Raw genomic sequence first — 12,406 nt, 5'->3', positions numbered from 1 at the left:
CACGAGCAGCCGGTTTTTTTTAACTTAATCGTAAATAGGTGACGAGGAATGATCCCATCCCCCGCTATCTCCATTCACTGGCCCACGGGATTCAAGCTCATGGATGACTTTGACGTGAAGAGAGGCTCCTTCTGCACTGAGATAAGCTGCCAACTGTGAAAAACTGTGATGGTAATAAAGCAGCTCATTCATTTCCCAATCAGCCAGTGGCACCATGGTTAATTCGGACAATTCCCGACCTATGTACACCCTGCCATTCCTCCTTATGTGGTAGTGGCTTGCCTGATACTGCGAGCTTAGTATGGCTATAGTCGAGAGGATCAAGTCATGCCGGGATTTTTTCCGCAGGTAGAAAAAGCGCAGGTGGAGTTGTATAATGAATAAGTGATTTTTACTTATTAGTACCTGCTATTAATAGTTGGTCAGGTTGGGAGGTAATCTTTTTATGAATACAACGAAAAAAGTAGCACTGGTTACTGGCGGAACGCGAGGAATCGGAAAAGCGATTGCGCTTCAATTGGCAGAACAAGGCTATGACCTGGTACTGAACTATTTGCGTAACCGCACTGCGGCAAGAGAAGCGGCAGCAGAGCTGGAAGCAAAGGGCGCTCGTGTCCATCTGATCAAAGCCAATGTAGGGGATGTAGCAAAAATCAAAGAGTTGTTCGCAGAAATTGACCAGGAGTTCGGTCGCTTGGATGTATTTGTGAACAATGCGGCATCGGGTGTACTGCGTCCACTGATGGAGCTGGAAGAAAGCCATTGGGACTGGACCATGGAAATTAACAGCAAGGCGCTGTTGTTCTGTGCGCAAGAAGCGGCAAAACTAATGATCAAGGGTGGTAACGGCGGAAAAATCGTGAGCTTGTCCAGCCTTGGGTCCATTCGCGTTCTCGACAACTATACAGCGGTTGGCGTATCGAAGGCAGCTGTAGAAGCGATTACTCGTTACTTGGCAGTCGAGCTCGCACCGCATAATATTGTAGTAAACGCTGTATCAGGCGGAGCGGTGGATACGGATGCACTCAAACATTTCCCGAATCGTGAAGAATTACTCGGCAGCTCAGCAGAGCGTACGCCAGCAGGACGCATTGTGGAGCCAGAAGATTTGGCTAATGCCGTGATGTTCTTGCTCTCCGACAAAGCATGGATGGTTCGCGGACAAACATTGATTGTAGACGGCGGTATTTCTCTTTTGACATAATGATTTATGGTAGATGGAGTATGGAGTTGGAGACTTTGTGGTGTTGCGACACAAGACAAAGTTGTCCATGTGTTGTACAATAGAGGAAGAAGGTTACGAAGGAGGCAACACATGCTGATTCGTCCGTTTCGACTCGGTGACTATTCGGCTATCACACGTATTTGGCAGGAGACGGGGTTGGACCAATCGGACAAAGAGTCATTGAACGATTTGGCCCAGCATTTGGCTTGGGACAGCGATCTGGTAATGGTTGCAGAAATTGAAGGCAGAGTGGTAGGAGTCGTGGTTGGCACGATCGACGGAGCACGTGCCTATTTCTACCGATTGGCTGTACTTCCAGAGATGCAAGGCTCAGGTATTGGTCGCGAACTCGTTGAAGCAATTGAAAAGCGTTTCAAGCAACGAGGTGTCAATAACGTCTTGATCATGGTCAATCAATCAAATCCGGAAGTCCTTCCGTTTTACCTTTCACTTGGCTATGAAGTACAAAAATATGTTACACTTTCCAAAAAGCTCTCTTCTTAAAGGAGGCTTGTCCCCATTCAAATAGAGAAGAGAAGAAAGGGGAGAGTCATGTCACCAACTCCGGGCTCCAATATCCGCATAGAAAGTTATAAACATGACCATTCGTTGCACCGCATATGGGACAAATCCACGTTGATTCATACCAGTGATGCGGTGGTGATTGGGGGAAATGATCGGGTCAAGGTGACAGAAGCAGACGGGCGGGAATGGCGTACGCGTGAACCGGCCATTTGTACATTTGGTAGAGGCCAGTGGTTCAATACCATTGCCATGATTCGTGATGACGGTATTTATTATTATTGCAACATTGGTTCGCCCTTCAGCATGAAGGGACAATTGCTAAGCTACATAGACTATGATCTCGACGTAAAAGTGTTTCCTGATATGACGTACTCAATTCTCGACGAAGAGGAGTTTCTTTTGCATAGCAAACAGATGAACTATCCTCCATTTGTTGTGGAAAGAGTGCAGACAGCATTGCGAGAGGTGCTGGATTGGGTAAGCGCACGACGTGGCCCTTTTCAGAACGGTTTTGTCCAACGTTGGTACGAGCGTTATCTTTTAGTACGAGATGATGAGGAATAATCCCTTTCCCGAATGACCGGGGGAGGGATTTCCTTGTTTGCAAAGGAGGTATGATGGTTGAGCATACGCCGCTATTTGGCTTATGTCCTGCCCTATTGGAAACAAATATTGGGCACTATATTCATTGGTATTATTAAGTTTGCGATCCCACTTGCTCTGCCGCTTCTTATCAAATACGTCATTGATGACCTGCTGCCAAGTCCGCTTCCTCAAGAGGAAAAACTGAAGCAGTTATTTTGGCTGATGCTCGGGGCCTTTTTGTTATTTACCGTCGTTCGCACTCCTGTTGAGTACATTCGGCAATACTATGCACAGTGGGTATCCAGTCGTATCCTGTTTGACATCCGCAATCAATTGTTTTCTCATTTACAACGACTGTCGATGCGATACTACAACAATACAAAAACCGGTGAGGTCATCTCTCGCGTCATTAACGACGTAGAATCCACCAAAAGCTTCGTGGAAACGGGATTGATGAATCTCTGGTTGGACCTGATTACGATTACGCTGACGATGGGGATCATGCTCTACATGGACGTGGAGCTGACGATTGTTGCGATTATCGTTTTCCCTTTGTACAGCATCTCCGTCAAGTTTTTCTACAAGCGCTTGCGTCAACTGACAAAGGATCGTTCTGCTGCACTGGCGCATCTGCAAGGCTATTTGTATGAGCGCGTGAATGGCATGTCGCTGATCCGCAGCTTTGCTTTGGAAAAGCAGGAGAGCAAGGAATTTGCCAAGGAGAACAATCAGTTTTTGGATAAAGCCCTGGCACATACCCGTTGGAACGCCCGAACCTTCGCCGTGGTCAATACGGTGACGGATATCGCACCTCTCCTGGTCATTGCCTATGCTGGCTACCAAGTCATCGGCGGGAGTATGAGCGTGGGGACGCTCGTTGCTTTTTATGCTTACTTGGAGCGTCTGTACACGCCCTTGCGTCGCTTGGTGAATTCCAGCACGGTGCTGACTCAGGCCATTGCCTCGATGGACCGGATGTTCGAGTTTATTGATGAATCGTATGATATCGTCGACAAGCCAAACGCGGGGGAGCTTCCTGTCGACCCTGCAACCAATCGCATTCGCGGCGAAATTCGCTTTGAGAACGTGTCCTTCCGCTATCGGGAGGAAGGCCCGCTTGTCTTGAACAATGTGAATCTGAGCATCTCTTCTGGTGAAATCGTTGCGATTGTCGGGATGTCAGGCGGAGGAAAATCTTCGCTGATTAGCTTGCTGCCGCGTTTTTGGGACGTGACAGAGGGGAAAATTACGATTGATGGCATCGATATCCGCGATGTAAAACAGCAAAATTTGCGGCACCACATCGGAATGGTGCAGCAAGATAATATTTTGTTTAGTGAATCAGCAAAAGTGAATATTTTAATGGGCAATCCTGACGCAGATGACAGTGCTGTGCAAGAAGCTGCGAAGGCTGCAAATGCCCATGACTTTATTAGCGAATTACCGAATGGCTACCATACTGAGCTGGGAGAGCGCGGCGTAAAGCTCTCTGGCGGGCAAAAGCAGCGAATCGCGATTGCGCGTGTTTTCTTGCGTGACCCGGGTATTCTGATTTTGGATGAGGCGACGTCAGCACTCGATTTGGAATCAGAGCACACGATTCAGGAGTCTTTGTCCAGATTGGCAAAAGGAAGAACCACCCTAATCGTAGCCCATCGGCTTTCGACGATTACCCATGCGGACAAAATCATTGTCATGAAAGAGGGACAAATTGTTGAGGAAGGCAGGCATGAGCAATTGCTGGAGAGAAAGGGCGTATACTATGGCCTGTGGAGTGTGCAAGATTTAGGAAGTACATCCGACCCGCAACTGGGATAAGCAGATGGGATTGGAGGAAATCCGATGGAGATATGGCGCCGTAATTTATATGTCCTCTGCGGATCGTTGTTTTTCGTCATGGTGGCGATGAGCATGATCATGCCTTTTTTACCGCTTTACATTCAGCAGGATTTCGGAATTGAAGATCCTCATCAAGTCACGGCTTGGGCAGGGATTATTTTTGGAGCCAACTTTTTGACGGCGGGCCTCGTCTCGCCTATCTGGGGGAATTTGGCCGATAAGCACGGGCGCAAGATCATGATTTTGCGCTCGGGATTTTTCATGTCCATTACCATGGCACTGACCGGTTTTGCGGGAAGCCTGTGGCAGCTTTTGGCCCTTCGTCTGCTCAATGGACTGGTAGGGGGAATCATCCCTGCCAGTACCGCATTAGTAGCATCCTCTGTACCAAAAGAACGAATTGGCTATGCAACCGGGTTGCTTCAGTCTTTTATTACGGCCGGAACCATTATGGGACCGCTGTTTGGCGGCGTCCTCGCGGAGAAGATCGGCTTTCGGATGATTTTTGTGATTACCGGTTGCGTATTATTACTGGCGACCTTGGTCATTACGTTTACGGTGAAAGAGAATTTTGTTCCACCTGAAAAAAAGGAACGGTCGAGTCTACGGGAAGATTTTCAGATGATCTTTTCTTCCAAAGAGCTCCCGGCGCTCTTTTTTGTAACGGTAATGATCCAGTTTGCATTGTTTAGCATTATCCCTGTGTTGCCGATCTACATATCGCAGTTGCTCGGTTCGGAAGGGGCAAAGGTAGCGCTGTGGGCCGGAATTGTCCAAGCATGCATGGGGGTAGCCAACGTCTTTGCCTCGCCACAGTTGGGGCGTCTAGGAGATCGGTTTGGTTCGCAAAAGGTGCTCTTGTTCTCGCTTTTGGCTGCCGCAATCATCTTTATTCCACAAGGTCTCGTACATACGGTATGGCAATTGGTCGCGCTTCGGTTTTTGTTAGGCTTGTCGCTGGGAGGATTGCTTCCATCCGTCAATGCTTTGCTGCGACGAGCAACACCTGTACATATGGTCAGTCGCGTTTATGGCTATAACAACAGCTTCGTCAGTATCGGCAGCATGCTTGGACCGATGATCGGTGGCTTTTTGGCAGGCTATGTGAGTATTAGCGGAGTCTTTTACATGACGAGTGCTTTCTTGTTTATTAACGCAGGCTGGGTGTACTACAGCTTTTTCCGAAACAAATCTGTACAGCATCCTGATTCTGGAATAGAATAAAAGGTAATTTTCGCGAAAAGAGGTGCACCTCCATTGTGATGGCGAGTCGGTGTGAATAACTTCATATTCCATCAGGACGTATAGGCTGGTCCTGAACCGACAGGAGGTTGTGCTTTATGTGGCAGCGACGCTTTATTTGCCTCTGGGCGGGTCAGACATTGGCCAACCTTGGGGATGTATTTTATATTGTCGCGTTTATTTCGGTCATCTACGCTGCAACTGGCTCCGTCATGTACACGGCGTTTATACCGGTTGTCATCGTAGCTTCGCAGTCTGTGAGCAGCTTGTTGGCTCCGTTAGTGTTTCAGCGATTGTCGTTGACGGGCATGCTCGTGCTGTCGCAAGGCTTGAAGACGATACTTTTGGCTACGGCCTCATTAGCTGTCAGCAGCGGTGTAGGAGAGATCTGGCTATTGTTCGGATTGGGGGCTGCCATCGCCTTTATGGATGGCTGGGCAAACCCTGCACGCAATGCCATGGTGCCGCAGTTGGTAGGACGAGAAGACCTCATGCGAGCGAACGGTTTGCTTGCCACCTCGGATCAAACTGTTCATTTTGCTGGCTGGGCCGCAGGGGGATTACTCGTTTCTTGGTTGGGAGCGGGTATTGTTCTGTGGGGAACGGTCGGTGCCTATGTTGTGGCAACGATCGCCATGACAGGCATTGCACCGGCAAGCCAAAAGCTGCGTGAAGAACAGGCAGCTCGGGCGACAACAAACTGGCTCACTGGATGGAAAACAATTCGCGATGTACCTGTACTGCGACTGTTGGTCGCGATGGATATCGTGATCGGCTTGTCCGGGGGTGTATGGATCGCTGCGATTATGCTGCCATTTGTCCTTGATGTGCTTGGGCAAGGAGAAGAATGGTGGGGCTACATCAATGCCGGTTACATGCTTGGAGCCATTGCAGGTGGGACGTTGCTATTGATGTATGCGGAGCGGATGCGTCGCCATTTATTTCGCTGGATCATTTGCGGTACGATTGGCGTCGGATTCTTTACCTTTTGTTTTGGCAGCAGTACAAACGCGCTGGTGGCACTGTTGTTTTCCTTTGCGCTGGGCCCGTTTTTGGAGATGGTGCATGTAAGCAAGCAGACACTTTTGCAGCAAGAGACGGAAGAATCAGCCCTGCCCTATGTTATGTCAGCAAAGGGGACGATTGATTTACTCGTTTTTGGCGCTTCTGCTCTGATGATGGGGGCTATCGCTGAATGGCAGGGAGTCCGGGCTGTTTATTATGTATCTGCTGGATTGTTACTGATTGCTTTCCTTTTGGCGTTGCGCTTGCAAAAAAAGCAGACGGAGCATACAAGTGGGGTTTCCGTAAATTAAAACACGAACAGGCTGTCTTATCTGTAGACTTTTCTACTGGTAAGGCAGCCTTTTTTGATGATATGCTTCTTGATCATAAGAAGGTATACGTATTTTTTATCTATTTCCATAAAGTGAATTTATCGAAGTACTTACATCAGCTTCATCTCTTTAATAAAATCAACAAACGCTTTTAATAGAGAGATTTGCATCGATTCCTTCCGATAAATCATCCACGATTTGCGCAAGATCGGCTCGCCGTGCTTCGTCCGCAATTGAATCCGGTAAAAGTCTTCACTGCCCGTCAACACAATCTGCGGGATGATCGCATAGCCGAATCCGCTCAGGACCATCTCCTTGCACGTCTCCATGTGATCCACTTCCATCGTGATCGATGGGGGCTTGGAAAACGTCTCCTTCCACCAGTTGTCAAACAAGTTTTCGAGCGAAATATCAGTTTTGTACATGATTCTGGGGAGTTGGGGCAGCTCATGCAGCGAGATCTCCCGCTTGGATACGATCCAGATGTTTTCCGTCATGATGAGATGTTTTTCCTCCGGCCAGTTGTAGTCTCCGCGGATGAAGCCGATATGGACGTCTTGCTTGTACACGGAATTTGTCAGCTCCGAGCTGCGGCTCGATGTTACCTTGAACTCCACGTCCGGGTATTGCGTATGGAATTGCTTTAAGATATGCGGTAGCTTATAGCGGGCCAGGCTGCTCGCTGTTCCGATTTTTAATGTTCCTGATATTTTGTTGTCCATGCTTAACAGAAATTCTTTTGTCCGCTGCAACTGCTGGAGCATCTCGATCGCATACTTCACTAAATATTCGCCTTGCGGGGTGAACTCCACGCCTCTCCTGCCCCGGTGCATGATCGTAATCCCGAACGCTTTTTCTAGCTGCTGAATGCGATAGCTGAGCGAGGGCTGGGATACATACAAAACCTCCGCTGTTTTGGTCATATTTTGCTGCTCGTAGAGTGTTTTTAAAAGCAGCCAATCCTTTTCATCCACGTCTTTTTCACTCTCCCTGCACGCTTTCGTTCTGTACCTTTATTGTAGTAAAAATTGAATGAATCGTACAAAAATTTTATGGAAAATGATAAAACATTCGTATTTCTTTTTATATTCACTGATGTGGTACCTTAATGGCACAGAATTAAAAAAACATTCATGGAGGCAGCAGATGTACGATTTTGGCCAAATTCACAAAATCCCAACCGTGATCATGAGGGGCGGCACCAGCAAAGGATTGCTTTTACGAAGATCGGACCTTCCTTCAGATCCAAAGCTGCGCGATGAAGTCATTTTACGCTTGTATGGAAGTCCTGACAGCACACAGATCGATGGGTTGGGCGGAGGCACCTCGCTATCCAGCAAGCTCGCCATTGTCGGACCGTCCCTTCAGCCTGATGCGCATATTGACTACACATTTGGTCAGGTCAGCCTGGAGAAAAAAGTCATCGATTACCACGTAACATGCGGTAACTTTGTCACAGCAGTTGGCTTGTATGCAGCAGAGGAAGGATATGTGCCGTTACAGGAGCCGGTTACCTACGTACGGATTTACAACACCAATATTAACAAGATGATCGTGGCCGAAATTCCGGTGAAGGATGGGCAAATCGAGTACGAAGGAGACTTTGTCATCGACGGTGTACCCGGCTCTTCAGCAAAAATCATGATCAATTTCCTCAACTCCGGCGGTACTTTTACAGGAAGAACTCTGCCAACCGGACATGCTACTGATATGATCCATTTACAGGATGGACGTCAGTTCGAAGTGTCGATAGTCGATTGCGCCAACGTTGTGGTGTTTGTGAGAGCAGGGGATGTGGACATGCAGGGAACTGAGCTGCAAGCAGAGGTCAACAACAATAAAGGACTCATGTCTACATTAGAAGCCATTCGAGTGGAGGCGGGCATTTTAATTGGAATGATTCAGCCAGATGACAGAGAGATTGTCTCACCATCGTCACATGCTCTGCCAAAGATTGCGATGATTGCTCCGTCCCAAGCGTATAGCACTTCCGATCATCGCACGATTGAAGAGAATGAAATCGATTTGATTTCACGCTATATTTCCATGGGGAGTCTTCACCGTGCATATGCGGTAAGCGGAGCTATTGCAGTGGCAGCGGCGGCCAAAATCCCGGGAACCATCCCGAATGAAGCGGTCGCCACACAAAAGAAAGGAATTCGCATTGGGCATCCGTCAGGGGTGATCTATGTAGAGTCTACAGTGGAACAGGATGGAACCAACTGGATTGTGAACCGGGCAGCGAATGGAAGAACGGCGCGCAGGCTGATGGAAGGCTATGCACATGTGCCCATATCCGTTTTACGCGAAAAATAACTGATTATTCAGCCTTCTATTAGGGAAATGAAGAAAGTCTGTGCAGTGGCGAAATACCCTTTACGGGCTTTGCCACTCACAGAATAATGTAAGCGTTTTACTAAACGAAACAGTAGGAGGAATTGTCATGCAAAGAAAATCGAAAAAATGGATGTTAGCTGTTTTGTCTACAGCACTGACGGTCAGTTTGGCTGCCTGTGGGGGTGCCAAGGAGACTGGTAAAGATCAAGCGACTGCGGCTGCATCCAACTATCCGGAAAAAGCGATCACGCTCGTTGCTCCCAATGGGGCAGGCGGTGGTTTGGATAAAACGGCAAGACTTCTGGCAAAAGGTTTGGCTGACACGAAATTGGTAACGGAAACGGTTCTGGTCGAAAACAGACCTGGCGGGGGAGGCAGCGTCTACATGGCGGAATATGCGACCAAGGAAACCAAAAATCCGTACAAGCTGCTAGTGAACTCACCACCAGTGCTTTTGAACAACCATAAGAAAGAGGGAAATAGCCCGTACGGCTACAAGGATACAACTCCACTGGCGCAGTTAACAAGAGATTACGGCGCGATCTCCGTGCCTGCTGACTCCAAGTATCAGGATCTTAAGTCTCTTTTGGATGACATCAAGGCAGATCCTACCCAGGTGACAATAGCTGGCGGTTCCTCACCGGGCAGCATGGACCATGTGATTGCGATGCTTCCAATCTACAAGTACGGTCTTGATCCGACAAAGGTGAAGTATGTCGCGTATGAGGGTGGTGGAGAATCGATCACCGCGCTGCTCGGAAACCATGCACAAGCTGCTGCCAAGCCTGTATCACTGGTACTGCCTTATTTGGAAGCGAAAAAAATCCGTGTGTTGGCTGTGACTGCACCTGAGCGTCTGGGCGGAATTTTGAGTGACGTGCCAACTATGAAGGAACTCGGTCTGGATGCGGAATTTACGATCTGGCGCGGCGTATTGGGTCCAAAAGAGATGGGAGAAGCCGAGATTGCGTACTGGGACAAAACCTTCAAGGCATTGAGTGAAAAAGAAGAATGGAAACAATTGCTGAAGGCGGATGGCGTAGAGGGAGATTACAAGAACTCGAAGGATTTCAAAGCATTCCTGGACGAGCAGGATAAACAGATCGAGGAACTGTTGAAGGCGATCGGTATTCATAAATAAAGCGGGAAACAGAGGGAAGGGGCAGGACCTCTTCTCTCTTTCGCTCGCTTCGCAGCAGATTTTCAACAGGGAGGAAGAACAGCAATGAGTAAAACATTTGATCGCTATGCCAGCCTGGCTTTCCTTGCGCTGGGTACCGGATTTGTCTACCAGAGCCAATATATTAGCCAAAGCGCTTACGGAAGCAATGTCGGGCCAAACATTTTTCCGATGGGGCTGGGGGTTATCCTGATTTTATTGAGCCTTCGTCTGTTTTTTGAAACCTTCCGCTACAAGGCTGAGGATGGTAGGGAGAAGGAAGTTCTTGATTATAAGCGATTTTCTATCATACTGATCGCAGCGATTGGCTACGTGCTGTTGCTTGAGCCGCTCGGGTATATCATTTCTACCTTTTTCTTTCTACTGGTTGGCTTTCAAACCATGGATAGAGGAAAGCCACTGGCAACGATACTGATCGCCGCTGCTTTCGCCAGTGGAATCTATATCGTGTATGTGAAGCTGCTAGAGGGAACATTGCCAGGACTACCTGCATGGTTAGGCTTATAGGGAGGGAATAGGAAGATGGATACCTTGCAATATTTGATGAGTGGATTTGCTGTTGCACTCCAATGGCAAAACATCCTGTTTGCGTTTGTCGGCGTCTTGATCGGTACAATGGTGGGCGTACTGCCAGGAATCGGTCCGATCAGTGGTGTAGCGCTTCTGATACCAGTCACAGCATCGTTGACAGGTGGTTTGCCACCTGAGGAGGCCGCGACCAGTGCGATTATTTTGCTGGCGGGTGTGTATTATGGCGCGATGTACGGCGGGTCGACTACTTCGATTTTGCTCAATACACCGGGCGAATCATCCTCTGTGGTCACAGCGCTGGATGGTTATCCGATGGCAAAGCAGGGACGAGCAGGTGCTGCTTTAGCGATTGCTGCGATCGGTTCATTTGTAGCGGGGATTATTTCTCTGATCGGATTGGTTCTGTTAGCCAAGCCGTTGTCTGAGGTCGCCTTAAAGCTGGGACCGGCTGAAGAGTTTTCTCTGATGATTCTCGGGTTATGCGCCTTGAGCGGATTCGCAGGCAAGTCGATTACGAAGGCCTTGCTCATGACGACAATTGGCTTGATGATGGCGACGGTCGGGATGGACACGATCTCGGGTGTAGCTCGTTTTACCTTTGACCTGCCCGAGCTGTACCAAGGGCTGGAGTTTCTCACGGTTGCTGTAGGGATTTTTGCGCTGGGAGAGGTTTTTAAAACGATTCTGGACAGAGAGAGCAACAGTGGAGAGATTGCGAAAATAACCCGCATTTTGCCGACGAAACAAGACATGAGGGATAGCGCTGGACCAATATTGCGAGGCTCGCTGCTCGGCTTTTTCAAAGGAATCGTACCTGGCTCAGGAGCAACGCTGTCGTCGTTTCTCTCGTATTTGCTGGAGAAAAAAATCAGCAAGCATCCAGAGAAGTTCGGGAAAGGCGCTATCGAGGGTGTTGCAGGACCAGAAGCAGCCAATAATGCTGCCTCTGGAGGAGCGATGATTCCGCTTCTGACGTTGGGAATACCGGGAACAGGCACCACGGCCGTCCTGATGGGGGCGTTAATCATGTATAACGTCCAGCCGGGTCCCTTATTATTTGAAGATCATCCGTCTATTGCTTGGGGATTGATTGCCAGCATGTTTATCGGAAATCTGATGCTGTTGCTGCTGAACATGCCTTTGGTTAAGGTGTTTGCCAAAATTATTGAAACACCGCCAAAGTACCTGATTCCGATGATCGTCGCGATTTCTGTCTTCGGGGTATATGCGGTGAAGGTTTCGACGTTTGATTTGTTGCTGCTGATCGCTTGCGGGATATTCGGCTATTTTATGTCCAAGCATGACTATCCAATGGCACCGCTCGTTCTCGGTCTTGTACTTGGACCAATGATCGAAAATAACTTGCGTCGGGCGCTGACCATTTCCAACGGTGATCTCATGATCTTTGTCGAACGCCCTGTTTCCTTTGTCTTTTTGCTGATTGCCGTGCTGTGGGTAACGGTGCCGCTCATCATGAAAATGAAAGGGAAAAAAGTGATTGTCAATGAAGAAGTGTAAATAAGGGACGGTTGTACTTTTTTGTAAGAATTTTTTAAAATTTTTGTTTTGATTTGCTAAAAGTAGGGAATTCGATACATGTCTTTT

At 48.3% G+C, this 12,406-nt stretch carries 12 protein-coding genes; 10 read left to right on the top strand and 2 right to left on the bottom strand.

All coding sequences use genetic code 11. From position 1 onward, the window contains the following. Positions 1-24: 24 nt before the first annotated feature. Positions 25-249: a hypothetical protein gene (locus HP568_RS24130; protein WP_007729801.1), complete on the bottom strand. Its 225-nt coding sequence runs from the start codon at positions 247-249 to the stop codon at positions 25-27. 196 nt (positions 250-445) lie between these two features. Here HP568_RS24130 and fabL point away from each other — a divergent pair, with 196 nt between their 5' ends. The 6 genes from fabL to HP568_RS24100 all read left to right on the top strand — a co-directional run bounded on the left by fabL (position 446) and on the right by HP568_RS24100 (position 6,732). Further along, positions 446-1,204, top strand: coding sequence for an enoyl-[acyl-carrier-protein] reductase FabL (fabL, locus tag HP568_RS24125; protein WP_012684763.1), 759 nt, complete (start codon positions 446-448; stop codon positions 1,202-1,204). A 111-nt stretch (positions 1,205-1,315) separates the two neighbouring features. After that, entirely contained in the window at positions 1,316-1,729 is a 414-nt protein-coding gene (locus HP568_RS24120; RefSeq protein WP_016742780.1) for a GNAT family N-acetyltransferase, read from the top strand. 48 nt (positions 1,730-1,777) lie between these two features. Beyond that, complete coding sequence (locus tag HP568_RS24115) at positions 1,778-2,314, top strand: DUF402 domain-containing protein (protein WP_007729805.1); 537 nt, start codon at positions 1,778-1,780, stop codon at positions 2,312-2,314. A gap of 57 nt (positions 2,315-2,371) precedes the next feature. Beyond that, a complete protein-coding gene (locus HP568_RS24110) occupies positions 2,372-4,153 on the top strand; it encodes an ABC transporter ATP-binding protein (protein ID WP_173630447.1) in 1,782 nt (593 codons plus the stop codon). A gap of 24 nt (positions 4,154-4,177) precedes the next feature. Further along, positions 4,178-5,398, top strand: a complete 1,221-nt coding sequence (locus HP568_RS24105) for an MFS transporter (protein ID WP_056490183.1) — start codon at positions 4,178-4,180, stop codon at positions 5,396-5,398. Between the two features lie 116 nt (positions 5,399-5,514). Next, positions 5,515-6,732 carry an MFS transporter gene (locus HP568_RS24100; protein ID WP_173630446.1) on the top strand — a complete coding sequence of 406 codons (1,218 nt, stop codon included), beginning with the start codon at positions 5,515-5,517 and terminating at the stop codon, positions 6,730-6,732. A 131-nt stretch (positions 6,733-6,863) separates the two neighbouring features. On the opposite strand, the gene HP568_RS24095 is transcribed toward HP568_RS24100, so the two are convergent. Continuing rightward, complete coding sequence (locus tag HP568_RS24095) at positions 6,864-7,727, bottom strand: LysR family transcriptional regulator (RefSeq protein WP_048031428.1); 864 nt, start codon at positions 7,725-7,727, stop codon at positions 6,864-6,866. Positions 7,728-7,899: 172 nt separating this feature from the next. Here HP568_RS24095 and HP568_RS24090 point away from each other — a divergent pair, with 172 nt between their 5' ends. The 4 genes from HP568_RS24090 (at position 7,900) to HP568_RS24075 (ending at position 12,319) form a co-directional block, all read left to right on the top strand. After that, a complete protein-coding gene (locus HP568_RS24090; RefSeq protein ID WP_173630445.1) occupies positions 7,900-9,069 on the top strand; it encodes a 2-methylaconitate cis-trans isomerase PrpF family protein in 1,170 nt (389 codons plus the stop codon). 127 nt (positions 9,070-9,196) lie between these two features. Next, on the top strand, positions 9,197-10,231 hold the full coding sequence (locus tag HP568_RS24085) for a Bug family tripartite tricarboxylate transporter substrate binding protein (RefSeq protein WP_048031430.1): 1,035 nt from the start codon (positions 9,197-9,199) through the stop codon (positions 10,229-10,231). Positions 10,232-10,315: 84 nt separating this feature from the next. After that, entirely contained in the window at positions 10,316-10,777 is a 462-nt protein-coding gene (locus HP568_RS24080) for a tripartite tricarboxylate transporter TctB family protein (protein ID WP_173630444.1), read from the top strand. A gap of 15 nt (positions 10,778-10,792) precedes the next feature. Continuing rightward, positions 10,793-12,319, top strand: coding sequence for a tripartite tricarboxylate transporter permease (locus HP568_RS24075; protein ID WP_056490178.1), 1,527 nt, complete (start codon positions 10,793-10,795; stop codon positions 12,317-12,319). The last annotated feature ends 87 nt before the right edge of the window (positions 12,320-12,406 follow it).

The organism is Brevibacillus sp. MS2.2 (genome assembly GCF_013284345.1).
GTDB classification, from domain to species: domain Bacteria; phylum Bacillota; class Bacilli; order Brevibacillales; family Brevibacillaceae; genus Brevibacillus; species Brevibacillus brevis_C.
The sequence above is the reverse complement of the archived record's forward strand: the minus strand, read 5'-3'. Positions and strand labels throughout refer to the sequence as shown.

Bases quoted from the DNA above. Each gene is read 5' to 3' on its own strand.
- HP568_RS24075 (WP_056490178.1), top strand. From the start codon at position 10,793: ATGGATACCTTGCAATATTTGATGAGTGGATTTGCTGTTGCACTCCAA.
- HP568_RS24085 (WP_048031430.1), top strand. From the start codon at position 9,197: ATGCAAAGAAAATCGAAAAAATGGATGTTAGCTGTTTTGTCTACAGCA.
- HP568_RS24115 (WP_007729805.1), top strand. From the start codon at position 1,778: ATGTCACCAACTCCGGGCTCCAATATCCGCATAGAAAGTTATAAACAT.
- HP568_RS24120 (WP_016742780.1), top strand. From the start codon at position 1,316: ATGCTGATTCGTCCGTTTCGACTCGGTGACTATTCGGCTATCACACGT.
- HP568_RS24100 (WP_173630446.1), top strand. From the start codon at position 5,515: ATGTGGCAGCGACGCTTTATTTGCCTCTGGGCGGGTCAGACATTGGCC.
- HP568_RS24105 (WP_056490183.1), top strand. From the start codon at position 4,178: ATGGAGATATGGCGCCGTAATTTATATGTCCTCTGCGGATCGTTGTTT.
- HP568_RS24080 (WP_173630444.1), top strand. From the start codon at position 10,316: ATGAGTAAAACATTTGATCGCTATGCCAGCCTGGCTTTCCTTGCGCTG.
- HP568_RS24090 (WP_173630445.1), top strand. From the start codon at position 7,900: ATGTACGATTTTGGCCAAATTCACAAAATCCCAACCGTGATCATGAGG.
- fabL (WP_012684763.1), top strand. From the start codon at position 446: ATGAATACAACGAAAAAAGTAGCACTGGTTACTGGCGGAACGCGAGGA.